15 protein-coding genes are annotated in these 14,782 nt (G+C 47.5%); 10 read left to right on the top strand and 5 right to left on the bottom strand.

The window, feature by feature from the left end; genetic code table 11:
- Window positions 1-9: 9 nt before the first annotated feature.
- The 8 genes from ureE (at window position 10) to HGH91_RS23250 (ending at window position 5,512) form a co-directional block, all read left to right on the top strand.
- The gene (gene ureE, locus HGH91_RS23285) at window positions 10-516 is read left to right on the top strand and encodes an urease accessory protein UreE (RefSeq protein ID WP_168741196.1); all 507 of its coding nucleotides are present in this window, start codon (window positions 10-12) and stop codon (window positions 514-516) included.
- A 3-nt stretch (window positions 517-519) separates the two neighbouring features.
- Entirely contained in the window at window positions 520-1,209 is a 690-nt protein-coding gene (locus tag HGH91_RS23280; protein WP_168741195.1) for an urease accessory protein UreF, read from the top strand.
- Between the two features lie 18 nt (window positions 1,210-1,227).
- Window positions 1,228-1,866, top strand: coding sequence for an urease accessory protein UreG (gene ureG / locus HGH91_RS23275; protein ID WP_168741194.1), 639 nt, complete (start codon window positions 1,228-1,230; stop codon window positions 1,864-1,866).
- Between the two features lie 10 nt (window positions 1,867-1,876).
- The gene (locus HGH91_RS23270) at window positions 1,877-2,686 is read left to right on the top strand and encodes an urease accessory protein UreD (RefSeq protein WP_168741193.1); all 810 of its coding nucleotides are present in this window, start codon (window positions 1,877-1,879) and stop codon (window positions 2,684-2,686) included.
- Complete coding sequence (locus HGH91_RS23265) at window positions 2,644-3,384, top strand: hypothetical protein (protein WP_247651825.1); 741 nt, start codon at window positions 2,644-2,646, stop codon at window positions 3,382-3,384. The genes HGH91_RS23270 and HGH91_RS23265 overlap by 43 nt, the downstream gene beginning before the upstream one ends.
- Window positions 3,385-3,531: 147 nt before the next feature.
- Window positions 3,532-4,221 carry an NUDIX hydrolase gene (locus HGH91_RS23260; protein ID WP_168741192.1) on the top strand — a complete coding sequence of 230 codons (690 nt, stop codon included), beginning with the start codon at window positions 3,532-3,534 and terminating at the stop codon, window positions 4,219-4,221.
- A 5-nt stretch (window positions 4,222-4,226) separates the two neighbouring features.
- Window positions 4,227-4,778: a 2OG-Fe(II) oxygenase gene (locus HGH91_RS23255; protein WP_168741191.1), complete on the top strand. Its 552-nt coding sequence runs from the start codon at window positions 4,227-4,229 to the stop codon at window positions 4,776-4,778.
- A 2-nt stretch (window positions 4,779-4,780) separates the two neighbouring features.
- Entirely contained in the window at window positions 4,781-5,512 is a 732-nt protein-coding gene (locus HGH91_RS23250) for a metallophosphoesterase family protein (protein WP_168741190.1), read from the top strand.
- A 43-nt stretch (window positions 5,513-5,555) separates the two neighbouring features.
- Here the strand turns inward: HGH91_RS23250 and HGH91_RS23245 are convergent, their stop codons facing one another.
- The 5 genes from HGH91_RS23245 to HGH91_RS23225 form a co-directional block, all read right to left on the bottom strand.
- Complete coding sequence (locus HGH91_RS23245) at window positions 5,556-8,111, bottom strand: outer membrane beta-barrel family protein (protein ID WP_168741189.1); 2,556 nt, start codon at window positions 8,109-8,111, stop codon at window positions 5,556-5,558.
- A gap of 137 nt (window positions 8,112-8,248) precedes the next feature.
- Window positions 8,249-8,959 carry a LytR/AlgR family response regulator transcription factor gene (locus tag HGH91_RS23240; RefSeq protein ID WP_247651824.1) on the bottom strand — a complete coding sequence of 237 codons (711 nt, stop codon included), beginning with the start codon at window positions 8,957-8,959 and terminating at the stop codon, window positions 8,249-8,251.
- A complete protein-coding gene (locus tag HGH91_RS23235) occupies window positions 8,956-9,999 on the bottom strand; it encodes a sensor histidine kinase (RefSeq protein WP_168741188.1) in 1,044 nt (347 codons plus the stop codon). The genes HGH91_RS23240 and HGH91_RS23235 overlap by 4 nt, the downstream gene beginning before the upstream one ends.
- A 189-nt stretch (window positions 10,000-10,188) precedes the next feature.
- A complete protein-coding gene (locus HGH91_RS23230) occupies window positions 10,189-11,508 on the bottom strand; it encodes an ABC1 kinase family protein (RefSeq protein WP_168741187.1) in 1,320 nt (439 codons plus the stop codon).
- A gap of 5 nt (window positions 11,509-11,513) precedes the next feature.
- On the bottom strand, window positions 11,514-12,140 hold the full coding sequence (locus tag HGH91_RS23225) for a TetR/AcrR family transcriptional regulator (protein ID WP_168741186.1): 627 nt from the start codon (window positions 12,138-12,140) through the stop codon (window positions 11,514-11,516).
- A 566-nt stretch (window positions 12,141-12,706) separates the two neighbouring features.
- Here HGH91_RS23225 and HGH91_RS23220 point away from each other — a divergent pair.
- Both HGH91_RS23220 and prfH read left to right on the top strand, forming a co-directional pair.
- Window positions 12,707-14,107 (top strand): RtcB family protein, encoded by a 1,401-nt coding sequence (locus HGH91_RS23220; protein WP_168741185.1) that lies wholly within the window; start codon window positions 12,707-12,709, stop codon window positions 14,105-14,107.
- 4 nt (window positions 14,108-14,111) lie between these two features.
- Complete coding sequence (prfH, locus tag HGH91_RS23215) at window positions 14,112-14,726, top strand: peptide chain release factor H (protein WP_168741184.1); 615 nt, start codon at window positions 14,112-14,114, stop codon at window positions 14,724-14,726.
- Window positions 14,727-14,782: the final 56 nt, after the last annotated feature.

Here is a 14,782-nt window from a genome sequence, read left to right as displayed (position 1 = left end):
AATAACTGTATGATCATAGAAAAAATAGCTGGCAATATCGCATCCATGGCAACAGGTAACCGGAAGGTAGACCTGTTGCAACTGGAATGGTACGAAATGACGAAACGCATACAGCGCAAGCATACGCAGGGTGGATTGGAGATCGCCATTAAGTTTCTGAAAGAGGGGCAGCGCCTGCACCAGGGGGATATCCTGTATATGGATGATGAGAAAGTAGTAGTGGTAGATATCCTGCCCAGTGATGCCATTGTGGTTACTCCCCGCTCCTTATTGGAAATGGGTAGTGTATGCTATGAGATTGGCAATAAACACCTGCCTGTTTTTATACAAAACGACCAGGTGCTCATTCCTTTTGAAGAGCCCATTTTTCGCTGGCTGGCGGCTAGTGGCTATGATACCGTGAAAGCGCATACCCGGCTTACCAACCTGCTCAACGCCCACGTGCAGCCACATAGCCATGGTGGCGGTAGCTCGTTGTTCTCTAAAATTTTAGGCATGGCAGCAAAAGAACGTTAACATATGCAGCACCCGTTTTTAGGCAGCCTGTTGCACCTCAGCGATCCTACTTTGCCCATTGGCGGCTATTCTCATTCCAATGGCCTGGAAACCTATGTACAACAAGGGCTGGTGCATGACAGGGCTTCTGCCAAAGCATTTGTGGAACAAATGCTTACCGCCAACCTGCATTACAATGATGGCGCTTTTGTATGCCTGGCTTACAATGCAGCTGCCAGCAACGACCTCAAAGCCCTGCTGCTGCTGGATGAAGAAGTGGGTGCGCTGAAGCTGCCCAAAGAGATCAGGCAGGCCAGCCAGAAGCTGGGACTACGATTGATAAAAATTTTCAGCAGAAAGTATAATAGCCCTTTGGCAGAAGAATACGCTGCCGCTATTGCTACTAAAACGGCAGAAGGCCACTACTGCCTGACTTATGGTATGTATGCCGCGCTGATGGACATTCCGCTTACCGAAGCGTTGTACGCCTTTTATTATAACGCTGCCATCGGGATGATTACCAATGCCGTGAAACTGGTGCCCCTGGGGCAACTGGAAGGACAGGATATTCTGTTTGACCTGCAACCGGTGATAGCAGAGCTGATAGAAAAAACCATCCACCTGGACCGGGAACTGGTGGGTGTTTGCAACATAGGATTCGATATCCGCTGTATGCAGCACGAAAAATTATACTCCCGCTTGTATATGTCTTAATAAAAAAAGTAATTAACCATGAGCGATAGAAAATATGTGAAAATAGGAGTAGCCGGACCGGTAGGATCTGGTAAAACCGCCCTGATAGAGAGATTGTCGAGGCACCTGATGAATACCTATAGCATAGGGGTGATCACCAATGATATTTATACCAAAGAAGATGCAGAGTTTTTAACCAAAAACAGCCTGCTGCCCAAAGAAAGGATTATTGGTGTAGAAACCGGCGGATGCCCGCACACCGCTATCCGCGAAGATGCCAGCATGAACCTCGAAGCGGTGGATGAAATGGCTGCCCGTTTCCCGGAAATAGAACTGATCCTGATAGAAAGCGGTGGCGACAACCTGTCTGCTACTTTCAGTCCCGACCTGGCCGATGTCACCATCTTTGTGATTGATGTGGCGGAAGGAGATAAGATTCCCCGTAAAGGTGGTCCGGGCATTACCCGCTCCGACCTGCTGGTGATCAACAAAATAGATCTCGCGCCCTATGTTCATGCCGACCTGGGCGTGATGGAACGCGATGCCCGCAAAATGCGCGCCGGCAAGCCTTTCGTGTTTACCAACCTCATGTCGCTACAAGGATTGGATACGGTGATTGGCTGGATTAAGAAATATGCTTTACTGGAGGATGCAGCGGAACCTGCGCTGGTAAGATAAATGAATAGGAATGATTAACAAGCTGCGTATAATAAGCGGGTATAAAAATGGGCGCTCCTTTTTGCGGGACACCTACTTCACGCGCCCTTTCCGGGTGGCGAACGTAGGGGAACACAAAACGGATCCCTCACTGTACCTGATGGTGATGAGTTCCTCACCGGGGATATTGGATGGCGATCATTACGATATTGATATTAAGGTAGAAAGCAACAGCCGGTTGCAGTTGCAGTCACAATCGTACCAGCGCCTGTTCAATATGCAGCGTGGCGCGCAGCAACAGCAGCTGGTTACGCTGGAACCCAACAGTGTATTCAGCTATGTACAACACCCGGTAGTGCCGCACGAAAATGCCATCTTCAAAGGCCGCAACATTATCCGGATGGGCAACAACTGCGAGCTCACCTTCGGTGAAATTGTGACCTGTGGCCGCAAACATTCAGGGGAAGTATTCCGCTTCAGCCATTTTCAGAACGTTACTTCCGTGTTTTATGGGGATAAACTGATTGTAAAAGACAATGTGTTGCTGCAGCCTCAGTTGTTGTCGATGGAGGCAATTGGGCAGATGGAAGGATATACACACCAGGCCACACTCATTTATGTGAATACAGGTGCTGGTGTGGCGGCCGATTTACCGGATCAGCTATACATTTTACTGGAAGGAGAGGACGGGATTGTTGCCGGCGCCTCGGCCAGCGGGCCTTACAGCACCGTGGTCAGGATACTGGGCAACGGTGGAGAGCAGTTGTTTAACTGTCTCCGTAAAATACAGCAACATTTATGGAAAGCCGCGGTAGTGACGGCAGTAATGAAAGTACTATGAATATTGGGTTAACAACATTGATACTATCGGCGGTTACCATCAGCTGCCTACATACCGCCACCGGGCCGGATCATTACCTGCCTTTTATTGTGCTGTCGCGCTCCAGGAAATGGAGTATGTCCAAAACCGTTTTCTGGACCATCCTCTGTGGTTTCGGGCATATTTTCAGTTCTGTTATTATAGGGCTGATCGGTGTATTGCTGGGATGGCAGTTGTCGAAGCTGGCGTGGTTTACTGATGTGAGAGGTAATCTTTCCGGCTGGTGCCTGCTGGCCTTCGGCGCGGTATACCTGGTATGGGGACTGCGACAGGCATGGCTGAATAAGCCACACAAGCATTTTGATGTATATGAGGGGGGAGATATTTATGTATATGAACATAAACATGGAGAGGTAGTATATCCGCAAAACAGGGTGAAAGTAACCCCCTGGATATTGTTTGCCATTTTTGTAATGGGCCCCAGCGAGCCCCTGGTGCCGCTGTTATTTTATTCGGGCGCACATCGCTCTTCCCTGGAAGTGATGGTGCTGATTAGCGTTTTTGCGATCGTTACCGTTATTACCATGTTAGCCATGGTACTGATAGGTTGTTATGGTTATTCCATTATTAAAACAGATAAACTCGAACGGTACGTACATGCCATAGGCGGAGGAGTGGTGACCCTGTGTGGGATAGGAATGGTATTTCTTGGCTGGTAAATTCTCACGTTAAAAAAAATACGTAAATGAACCAACGGAAACGTTTTGTTTCCCCTTATCTGAGGGGGAGTAAGGCAGATCATGCCTTTTTTTTAGGTTTTCTCCCAAAAAAATTGTTACTTCACGTTATATTGACGCAAACAACCCATGAAGCTTTTTCACGAATATAGAAACCCCTCTCTCGCCATAGACCTCGTTGTATTTGGCTACCACGACAATACCCTGTCTGTATTGCTGCTCAACCGCAAAGAGGAGCCGTTTAAAGACTGCTGGACGCTGCCGGGAGGTTTTTTACAGATGGAGGAAACCTTCCTGGACACCTGTTCCCGCATCCTGCAAACCAAGCTGGGCATGAACGAAGTATTCCTGGAGCAGTTATATTCTTTCGACGATCCGGGCAGGGATCCCCGGGGACGGGTAATTGCCGTAGGGTATTACGCCCTTATTAATCCTGCCAAGTTCAAAATCGTGGCAGGTAGTATGGCCAACGACGTAAAATGGTTCAATGTAAGGAAGCTGCCGGTGCTGGGGTTTGACCATAAACACATTTTTAAGGCGGCCTTACAGCGGCTGAAATCGAAAATACTGTACCATCCGGTGGGCTTCGAGTTGTTGGATGAACTGTTTACCATCACAGAGCTGCATGAGTTATATGAATGTATCCTGCATACCACGCTTGACCGCCGCAATTTCCGCCGCAAGATCCTGGATGCGGAATATGTTATCAATACCGGCATGAAGCGGGAAGGACTGAAGAACAGGCATCCTGAGCTTTACCGCTTTAATAAACACCTGAAGAAAAACAATTTCCAGATTAATGTACCTACAGAATCATAACGACCATGGAAAAGTATACTTACAATCCCGGCATTTTCACGATTCGTGAATTTTTTTCTTTGGAAGAATGCAGCGCGCTGATTGAAAAAAGTGAAGCCCTTGGCTATGAAGAAGCCATGGTAGACGTGGGGAATGGTGTGCAGCGCCTGATCAAAGGTGTACGAAATAATGAGAGGGTATTGTATAAGGATAAAGCATATGCTACCTTTATCTGGGAGCGCCTGCACGAATTTGCGCCGGAGGGCACAGATAACCGGGTAGCCGTTGGTCTGAATGAATTGTTCCGTTTTTATAAATACAGTCCCGGACAACGCTTTAAAATGCATAAGGACGGGAGTTTCGAGCGGAACCGTTTTGAAGCCAGCCAATATACTTTTATGATCTATCTGAACGAAGCATATACCGGGGGAGAAACCATTTTTGCCTCTGGTGAAGTCATTCGCCCGGAAACCGGCACCGCGCTGATCTTTCATCACCCATTACGGCATGAAGGCTCCCTGCTGACGGCCGGTGTGAAATATGTGCTGAGAACGGATATTATGTACAAACAAATTTAAACATGTCCGCAACCTACGTAATAGGTGATATACACGGCGCGCTGAAAGCCTTAAAACAACTGATAGCACGGATTGCGCCGAAAGAAGCTGATACACTGATTTTTTTAGGAGACTATGTAGATGGCTGGTCGGAGTCGGCCGGCGTACTGGAGTACCTGATGGAGTTGGAATTAACCTATCGCTGTATTTTTATCAAAGGTAATCATGATGCCTGGTGTGAGTCCTGGCTGAAAGGTGTTATGCCCGAAGCTTCCTGGATAAGGAACGGTGGCGCGGCTACCATCGCCAGCTATGAAAAGTTGTCCCCTTCGCAGCTGCAAAGGCATACTGCTTTTTTCAACGATATGCGCCTTTTTTACATCGATACACAAAAGCGCTTGTTTGTACACGCCGGCTTTACCTCTACGCATGGGCCTGAATTTGAAAGGTTTGCTCCCATGTTGTATTGGGACCGCAGCCTCTGGGAATTGGCTCTGGCACTGGATCCGCAAATGCCGCGCGATGCACGGTTCTACCCCAAACGTTTATTGCTGTTCCAGGAAATTTATATTGGTCATACCCCCAGTGTTAATTATGGAGAAGTACTGCCCATGATTGCCTGTAATGTACATAACGTAGATACCGGCGCGGCCTTTATGGGCAAGATTTCTGCGATGAATATTGATACCAAGGAAGTGTGGCAGAGTGATACGGTACAGTCGTTTTACCCGGACGAAAAAGGCCGGAATGCTTAGGCTTCCCTTCGCATTCCGGCGCTTAAATATAACAGACAACTTCTTATTGAATCACTTCCTGCATTCCCTGCATGCCTGCGCCCATATTCTTTCTCTTGAACAGGCTGGCATCTATTTTACCAAACCGGTAAGCAAAGTTGAGGCGTATCATTTGCGGGTCACGCAAACGGCTGTAGTACTGTGTGAAGTAAGCGCTTTCAGAGTACTGATCTGACCAGCGGGTTCTGAAAATATCGTTCACGCTCAGTGTTACGGAGGCAGCATTGTTTTTCAGGAAACTCTTTTTGATAGCCGCATCTACACCCCAGAAGGAAGCAATATACCCCTGGGAGGCATTCTGCGACTGACCGAACATGGGGCCGTTTTGCGGACCACCCTTGTTGTCGTTTACCGGCAGGTTGGTTTTGGACTGATAAGTACCGGTAAGCTGCACCTCGAAATTAGCGGGTAGTTTAAAGGTGTTGTTGAGCTTTCCAAACCAGCTCCAGAGGGCATCCTGCGACTGTGCTACATTATCCGTATTGATTTTGGAATTGTAGATATTCACGTTGGTCGACATATTCCACCACTTGGTAATGGTATTCATAGCGGTAACTTCAGCACCGGCAGAATAGCTGGAGTTGGCGTTGATATAAGTATTGACCAAAATTTTCTGGTTATTTACCGGGTCGGTTTCGTTGGTCAGGTAACGGGTAATCAGGTTGTTGGTATGACGGTAGTAGAGAGATGCCAGCAAGGTGTTGTTACCCTTAAACGTTTTCAGGTACGACATTTCCATTGACTGGGTGAACTCCGGTACCAGGCCTGGGTTACCTTTCGTGATGTTCAGCTTATCTGTTGAGTCGGTAAACGGTATCAGCTGGAAGAAATTAGGCCGGTTAATTCTGCGGGTATAACTTACCTGCAGCTCCTGGTCATGTTTCAGCTTCTGGCTTAAAAACACGGAAGGAAACAAGCTTACCGGGTAACTATTGCTGAAGTGCTGGCCATTATTGAGCAGGTCGCCGGTATAGCTGGAGCTTTCTGCGCGTACTCCTACCTTATAGCCAAAATTCTTGATGGTGTTGGAGATGCTGGCATAGGCCGCATATACGTTGTCGTTATTCTTATAATTATTAGAGGCCGCCGGAATCAGGATGTACTTACCTGTTTCGGGATCCATCATATAGTTATTGAAGTTACTTTTCGTAGTGCGGATAGAAGTTCTCAAACCTGTTTCCAGTTTTAGCTTGCCGCGGAAAGGCTTCACATAGTCCGTTTGGATGGTCATGAAGCTCACAGAGCCACCACCGAGGATCTGCTGGATATCGCTGCCGGTAATATTGTTTTTATCAACAGCGTACCGGTCTGTTCTATAGTCGGAGTTGTTGTTGCTTTTACCGCCGAAGTAGTTGAAATCGGCTGTTAGTTCTTCTCCTTCTTTAGGGAACAGGTGCTTCATGCCCAGCACTAATCCATTGGCATTGAATTTATTATGCGAGCTGGAATTCCGTTGGCTGAAGCCGTGGGTAACAGGATTCAACAGCGTGTCGCTGTTGATATCAATTCTTTCGGTAGGGTTCATTGCTCCATGCACTTTAATACCTGCGATAGACAGGGTGGTGCGGTTGGTAACGAACCAGTCGAGCCCCAGTTTACCAAAAATGAAGCCGCCATTGGTTTTGTTGGCATTTTCCTGGTTGATGAGGGTGTGCGGTATGTCTCCGAAATTATCACGATCGGTGGTACCATTGGTACGTCCCTTCATTTGGTTGCCCATTACGCTGGCACTGATGTTTACCTTGTCCTGGCGAAGGTTGAAGTCGCCACCACCATTGAGCGCGCCGCGTTTGTCTACACCCGCGCGGATATTCCCGTTGTAACCGGTTTTACGGTTCTTTTTCAGCACGATATTCAGGATACCTGCGCTACCGCCAGAAGCGTCGTATTTAGCGGAAGGATTGGTAATTACTTCCACGTTTTCGATCGCATCGGCAGGGATCTGTTCCAGTGTAAGCGTAGTAGGACGTCCATCGATGTAGAGCTGTGGCGCTGCATTGCGCAGGGTTACATTTCCGTCGATGTCTACGTTAACAGACGGTACGTTTTTCATTACATCGAGAGCCGTACCGCCGGCGCTCACGATATTTTTTTCCACGTTGAATACCTTTTTATCGATATCCATCTGCATAATGGGTTTGGTACCGGCAACAGTTACACCCTGTAATTGAGTGGTGCTGACAGCCAGCTTAATATTACCCAGGTCTTTGTCGAATGGCGGAAAGGTAACAGGTTGTTCTACCGTTTTATAGCCGGTAGCCGTAATCCGCAGTTTGAGTGGGCCCCTGCCAGGCAACTCATCCAGGCTGAATTCACCATTGCCTTTGGTGAGTACGCCTTTCAGCAGTTTTTCCTTCATTTTTTTGCTGACAGTATCCATGCGATTTTGCAGGATAATTACAGAAGCATAAGCAACGGGTTTTCCATCTGGGTCAATAATTTTTCCGTAAAGATGTCCGTTCATTCCCATGGGCATTCTGGCGCCAGCGCCAGCGGGGGCCTGTGCCCAGGCAGAGACGGTAAGCAAAAACAGGGCGATTAACGAGTAGATCTTGTGCATTTTATTTAAAATTCAGAGATGCAAAAGTATACCGCGTTGGTGGATTAAATAAAATAAATGAGATGAGCGGGAAAAATATGTCTACGAAATGCGGGCGCCAGGAAGTATTTTAACAAAGAAGAGAAGCCTGGAATACTTTACTGACCTGATTTTCCGGCTAACGCGTATACGGAATCCCGGTAGGTGTCTCCTACAGGTAATTCTATTTCATCCAGGAAAACACTGTTCTTCCGGATGGCGGTAATAGCCCCTACAGATACAATATGCGACTTGTGAATACGGATAAACTTTCCCGGAGGTAGCTGTTCTTCCAATCCCTTGATACTCATACGGGTTATCACTGGTTTAGGGTTGCCATGGAGATGTATTTTTACATAGTCTTTCAGTCCTTCAATCCAGGTAATGTCTGCAAATACCACTTTCAGCAAGCTGTAATCCACATTCACAAAAAAGAAGTCTGCCTGTTCCCGGTTGGCCTTACTACCCGATTTCAACAGGAAGAGCTCCTGTGCTTTATTGCAGGCCCTGATAAAGCGTTCCAGCGATACCGGTTTTACAAGATAGTCGGTTACTGCCAGGTTAAAACCCTCCAGGGCGTACTTTTCGTAAGCGGTAATCAGGATCACCATCGGTTTATTGGGCAGCGATTCCAGGAATTGCAGGCCGGTAAGCCCGGGCATTTGTATATCAAGAAATATCAGGTCTACCGGCTGATGACGCAGTATTTCCATCGCTTCAAAGGCATTCTGGCATTTGCCCGCGAGCTGCAGGTAAGGCACCATGCTGATGTTGTCTTCCAGCAGGTCCAGCGCCAATGGCTCATCATCTATGGCAATACATTTCATCATCCATGAAGATTTAATTGCAAGGATACTATAAACCAATCATCTTTTTTGTCGATATGCAGCACGTACTCCTCACCGTACAGCAAATTTAAGCGTCTTTTTACGTTCACAAGCCCTATCCCACTGGTTTTATCCTTCACCTCCGAAGAAATGGGATTGTATTTGTTACGCACAGAAAAAAAGAGCATCCCCGGGCGGGTATACAACTGGATATCTATCTGAGCATCGGATATTAATCCGGTGCCATGTTTAAATGCGTTTTCCACAAAAGGAATGAGCAGCATGGGGGCTATCTCATAAGTGTTTTTACTAGCTTCCAGGGACACATGAATGATTACATTTTTTCCGAAACGCTGTTGCTGCAGGTCAATATAACTTTGCAGGTACTCTGCTTCCTTTTGCAGCGGCACTTTGTCTTCGTCGGCTTCATACAGCATATACCGCATTAACGACGACAGCTTGATCAGCGAGGGCTCCAGCACATCCGATTTTTTACGGGCCAGCGACACCATGTTGTTGAGCACATTAAACATAAAATGAGGACTCACCTGGGAACGCAACAGCGATAATTCCGTTTTCAGGTTTTCGTTTTCGCGGGCGCTGGTTTTTCTTTCCTGTCGCACCTTATCCACAATCATCTGGAAAGCTGTGCTGGTAGACCAGATGAAGAAAAATACGAGCAACGTAAAAAGGATAGCGGGTCTGATATCTATCACATGAGGGTTCAGGAAAAGGACTTCAAACTCATAGCGTGCCATCATCATAAAAATAAATACTGCCAGCACCGACAGTGTGTATTTTACCACCTTTTTTTTGTTGAGCAACCGGGGAATAAATACCCAGGCATTCAGGTAGAAGAAGGTAATCATCACCAGGTCTGTAAAGTACATATACAGCTCCCACTTGTGTTTTTCATTCATGCGTTCCTGCGCATGCGTATCTGACGAGGGATGTAGCAGGTAAGGCAGTGAAATGAATGCGAGCCATCCTAAAATATGGAGTGCTATAATAACCCATTTTTGTTGATACCATTCCCGTTTCATGGTGGCAAATTAGGAATTTATATATTTATCATGTGTGCGAGTTGCGACCAACCCGGATATTTCTTCGACCAACGTGTTTTGGAGCGTAAAGCTGAAAGCATAAAGCACAAAGCTATTGAGGAGAATGCTTGAAGCGAATTTTCAATACTCGCTAAGTTCTTCTCCTCAATAGCTTTGTGCTTTATGCTTTCAGCTTTTCGCTAATTCTTTGATCCGGCTATTCCCGGTAATGATATTTGCTTTCAGTTCACTGAGAATGGAATATAATCCAAAGTAAGTACGATTGATATACAAACTATGCCGGGAACCCCGCGCCACTTTGGAGTCGCGGATTTCCTTCATGTTGTACAGTTCATCCATGTAGGCGTAGATCTCGTTGAAGTAGGCTTCATTACCGAAATCGAAGTTCTCTACGGTGAAGGGGAGCGTCAGCAGATCGATCATATGCTGGAATAACCCAGAGAAAAATTCCACTTCTTTGGGTGTATCTGTAGGGTGGATCATTTCCAGGTTAGTATATATTTCGTGCCGGCGTTTTTCATCTTTCAACACTTCTTTATCTACCAGCAGGAAATAATTTTCATAAAAGTCGAGCGGTACTTCTTTTACACAACCAAAGTCGAATATGCCTACGGTGCCATCGGGGCGCATGAGGAAGTTGCCTGGGTGCGGATCGGCATGTACCTGCTTCAGGCTATGTACCTGGAACTGGTAAAAATCCCACAGGGCCTGGCCTATCTTATCTCGTACTTCCTGGGAAGGGTTTGTCAGCAAAAATTCTTTCAGGTGTTTGCCTTCCAGCCAGTCCATCGTAATAATCCGTTCAGACGACATGTCGGGGTAGTAGCCTGGAAAGCGGAGGTTGGGGATATGTGCGCAGGCGGCCGACAAATCCATGGAGCGTCGAAGCTCCAGTTTGTAGTCGGTTTCTTCCAGTAGTTTACTTTCTATTTCATCGAAGTATTTATCCATGTCCACTTCGTTCATGCCTACAATGCGTATCGCGAACGGTTTTACGATACGGAGGTCGGATTTCACGCTGTTGGCTACGCCGGGATACTGGATTTTTACGGCCAGTGTTTTACCGGCTTTGGTGGCTTTATGCACCTGTCCGATGGAAGCGGCGTTGGAGGCCTGCATTTCGAAGGTATCGTATAACTGGGTGGGTGATTTGCCCAGTGTTTTTACAAAGGTATTCACTACGAGCGGGCCGCTCAGCGGGGGCGCGCTGTACTGCGACATCGCAAACTTTTCTGTATAGGCTTTGGGGAGCATTCCTTTGTCCATGCTCAGCATCTGTGCCACCTTGAGGGCGCTGCCTTTCAGGTTGCTAAGTGTATCGTAGATATCAGCGGCATTGTCCTGGTGGAGCGTTTCCTTCGTGGTGGAAGGGTCCATCAGTTTGCGCGTGTAGTGTTTGATATAATTGGAACCAACTTTAAGTCCGGTCGTAACAAATCTGCCTGCCCTTTCCACCTTGGAGGTAGGAATGTTGGATTGCTCTTTCATGGTGTTTATTTCCTCGTAAAAATAAATTTCCCAAAGTCCAGCAAGCTATCCAGGGTATTGGATTTAATCAGCTGGAAACTGAGATTCACTGCTTTTTCAATCGCAGCATCGGTCATTTCAAATTGGTGACTGGTATCATCCAGCCAGTATTTCAATACAAACAGGGCCTGTAGCCAGAAGCCATGTACATATTGATCGGAGATATATTTTCTTTCTTTGATTTCGTTGGATTGATAGCCTTCTTTTACCAGGTCGCGTACATACGCATTAAAGGCATCGTGGAAGGTATCGAGCTTGTTGCGGTACAGGTCTGGCAGGCGGAAATGTTTCCGTTGCAGTAACAGGTAGCTGCGGTCTTCCTTCAGTTTTTGTACCCAGAGAAAATAAAAGGCCAGGAGTTTTTCCTGTGCGTTGTACTGGAGATAGGTAGCATCTGCCTGCAATTGTTCCAGTGTTTGCTGGAAAATAGCTAACCAGATATCCTGTTCCACCGACTCAAGAGAGCTGTATTGTTCGTAAAACGCAGCTTCCGTGATATCTACAATTTTGCAGAGTGCATATACCGATACCGGCGCTTTGCCATTTTCAAGCCAGTACACTTTATAGGCGTTGCGAATAAGCTGTTTGTCCATAAAAAAAAGGTTTACGGTTGTTGAATAAGCCCGTCCGGATTGGTACCGGAGGTTAATAGTGCGGGCGCATACAAATTTACGGCATGCGCGCTTATAAACAGCTTTTTATCGTGGGTGGAAATGTTAAAATCTGTTTTATTTACCGGGAAATTACTATGATAAAAAAAGGAATTTGGTATTTGGAAAATAACCATATCTTTGCACCCGAATTCCTTATTCTTCATCGTTTAAAATTACAAGGAATCATGACAGAACGTACCCACATATCACCCGCACTGCTGCTTGCCTGATCAGGCAAACGCCTTGTTATTGCTCGTATTTTCCTGCATTACATTACCCGATTGTTTATACAAGATAGTATAAATCAAGATCGTATATACAGCCATATTTTATAATAATTTTCCGGCTGTAACAGGATATCGTATAAGCGTATACGTTAGGATATTGTTTGCCCCATCACGCCTCACCCAGCAGTTGCTTCATCACCATATTACAATGGGCGCCCGCGCCCAGAGGGCGTGCTATGCCCGCCCCGCAACAATTATACATACTACAATCACCATTTTATGGGCAGTATAAAAACAAAAGAACTAAGTAAAATAGGTTATACCAACGACAGGGCCAGAAGCCTTGTTATCAATACTATTTCCAAACATTTTAAACATACCGGCAAGGCAGACCTGATGGCGCTGCTAACAGCCATCAAAGCAGATCCTGCAGCTTACCACGGAGATGAAATACTGGGTAAGATTGCCGCCACCTTTATGGATGAACCGGTGGAATGCCATTTTCAAAGTTATGAGCTGCTGGAAAAAGCAGGGCAACTGAAAGTATATGGCAGCAAGGAAATTGAGCGTTCGGCCAAGCAACAAATGGAAGTGGCCATGTCGCTGCCGGTTACGGTGCAGGGGGCTTTAATGCCCGATGCGCACACCGGCTACGGACTTCCCATCGGCGGCGTGCTGGCAGTAGATAATGCCGTACTGCCTTTCGCCGTAGGCGTAGACATCGGTTGCCGGATGGCGCTCACCATTTTTGCAGAAGGGGAGAGTTTCCTGAAACGCTTTTCCCACCAGGTAAAAGTGGCATTGAAAGACTATACTCACTTTGGCATGGAAGGAGGACTACCCTTCGAGCAATCGCATGAAGTGCTTGATGATCCTGCGTTTCAATCGATCGAGCTGCTGCGGAAATTACAGATCAAAGCAGCGCGTCAGCTGGGATCGTCTGGTAGTGGTAATCACTTTGTAGAATTTGGGTTGATAGAAATGGCGGAAGACAATGCGCTGCAACTGCCGCCAAAGCAATACCTGGCGTTGTTGTCGCATTCCGGTAGCCGGGGCCTGGGCGCCAATATCGCGCAGCATTATACCCGCATCGCTATGGATAGCTGTAAGCTGCCACGGTCGGCACAGCAACTGGCCTGGCTGGACCTCCACAGTGAGGCCGGTCAGGAGTATTGGCTGGCCATGAACCTGGCCGGCGATTATGCCAAAGCCTGTCACGACCGGATTCACGCTAATCTGATGAAGGCGCTGGGCCTGGAGGCACTGGCCACCATTGAAAATCACCACAATTTTGCCTGGGAGGATACCCTGCCCAACGGTCAACGGGTTATCATTCACCGCAAAGGGGCTACCCCTGCGCATGCCGGCGAAATGGGTATCATTCCCGGCAGCATGTGCTCGGCGGCCTACCTCGTAAAAGGGAAGGGCGTGGAGCAAGCGTTATACTCCGCTTCCCACGGCGCAGGCAGGGCCATGAGCCGTAAGCGCGCCAAAGAAAACATGACCGTATCGGGTATGAAGAAAATGCTGGCCAACGCAGGCGTTACCCTTATTGGTGGCAGCGTAGAAGAAAATCCGCTGGCGTATAAAGACATCGAAGCAGTGATCAACGCCCAGCAGGAACTGATCGACATCGAGGGCCGTTTTATGCCCGCTATTGTAAGAATGAATAAAGATTAATGACATGGACAAGGCAATTATACAAATCACTTCCGGCCGCGGCCCTGCAGAATGTAGCAGGGTAGTGGCCCGGGTACAGGAACTGATGCTGAAGCAGGGCCGTGCGGCGGGCATCTCCCTGGAAGTACTGGAAAACATAAAAGGCGACCTGCAAGGCACCCTGTCATCCGCCACACTGCTGGCCCAGGGCGAACGCCTCCCGGCCTTTATCAAAGAGTGGGAGGGAACGGTGCAATGGGTTTCTCCCAGTCCCTACCGTAAATTTCACAAACGCAAAAACTGGTTTGCCGGTGTGTCGGTATTCGATGTACAACAACAGTTGTCGTGGAATGTGAAAGACGTAGTACTGGAAGCCTGCCGCGCTTCCGGACCAGGAGGCCAGCATGTGAATAAAGTGGAAACCGCTGTGAGGGGCACGCATCTTCCCAGTGGCTTGCAGGTACTGGCCATGGACAGCCGCTCACAGCTGCAAAATAAACAGCTATGCCTCCAACGTCTTGAAGCGAAGTTCCTGGCCTGGCAAACTACCAGGCTCGTAGGCCAGCAGCAGGACCGCTGGCAGGAACACAACGAGCTGGAAAGAGGACAGGCCGTGAAGGTGATCCGGGAAAGGCTGTAGAGGAGCAGAAAGCTTAAAGCTTTCTGCTTTTTTTATTACATTTATTGCAAAGAGGG

Origin of the sequence: Chitinophaga eiseniae (assembly GCF_012641265.1) — a bacterium.
In the GTDB taxonomy this organism is placed as follows: Bacteria; Bacteroidota; Bacteroidia; order Chitinophagales; family Chitinophagaceae; genus Chitinophaga; species Chitinophaga eiseniae_A.
Note: the sequence above shows the minus strand (reverse complement) of the source record. Positions and strands in the feature narration are given on the sequence as shown.

What these genes read in the sequence shown, in the direction of transcription:
- ureE (WP_168741196.1), top strand. Translation starts at nt 10, where the DNA reads ATGATCATAGAAAAAATAGCTGGCAATATCGCATCCATGGCAACAGGT.
- HGH91_RS23220 (WP_168741185.1), top strand. Translation starts at nt 12,707, where the DNA reads ATGGGCAGTATAAAAACAAAAGAACTAAGTAAAATAGGTTATACCAAC.
- HGH91_RS23235 (WP_168741188.1), bottom strand. Translation starts at nt 9,999, where the DNA reads ATGAAACGGGAATGGTATCAACAAAAATGGGTTATTATAGCACTCCAT.
- HGH91_RS23250 (WP_168741190.1), top strand. Translation starts at nt 4,781, where the DNA reads ATGTCCGCAACCTACGTAATAGGTGATATACACGGCGCGCTGAAAGCC.
- HGH91_RS23270 (WP_168741193.1), top strand. Translation starts at nt 1,877, where the DNA reads ATGATTAACAAGCTGCGTATAATAAGCGGGTATAAAAATGGGCGCTCC.
- HGH91_RS23265 (WP_247651825.1), top strand. Translation starts at nt 2,644, where the DNA reads ATGGAAAGCCGCGGTAGTGACGGCAGTAATGAAAGTACTATGAATATT.
- ureG (WP_168741194.1), top strand. Translation starts at nt 1,228, where the DNA reads ATGAGCGATAGAAAATATGTGAAAATAGGAGTAGCCGGACCGGTAGGA.
- HGH91_RS23280 (WP_168741195.1), top strand. Translation starts at nt 520, where the DNA reads ATGCAGCACCCGTTTTTAGGCAGCCTGTTGCACCTCAGCGATCCTACT.
- HGH91_RS23260 (WP_168741192.1), top strand. Translation starts at nt 3,532, where the DNA reads ATGAAGCTTTTTCACGAATATAGAAACCCCTCTCTCGCCATAGACCTC.
- HGH91_RS23230 (WP_168741187.1), bottom strand. Translation starts at nt 11,508, where the DNA reads ATGAAAGAGCAATCCAACATTCCTACCTCCAAGGTGGAAAGGGCAGGC.
- HGH91_RS23245 (WP_168741189.1), bottom strand. Translation starts at nt 8,111, where the DNA reads ATGCACAAGATCTACTCGTTAATCGCCCTGTTTTTGCTTACCGTCTCT.
- HGH91_RS23225 (WP_168741186.1), bottom strand. Translation starts at nt 12,140, where the DNA reads ATGGACAAACAGCTTATTCGCAACGCCTATAAAGTGTACTGGCTTGAA.
- HGH91_RS23255 (WP_168741191.1), top strand. Translation starts at nt 4,227, where the DNA reads ATGGAAAAGTATACTTACAATCCCGGCATTTTCACGATTCGTGAATTT.
- prfH (WP_168741184.1), top strand. Translation starts at nt 14,112, where the DNA reads ATGGACAAGGCAATTATACAAATCACTTCCGGCCGCGGCCCTGCAGAA.
- HGH91_RS23240 (WP_247651824.1), bottom strand. Translation starts at nt 8,959, where the DNA reads ATGATGAAATGTATTGCCATAGATGATGAGCCATTGGCGCTGGACCTG.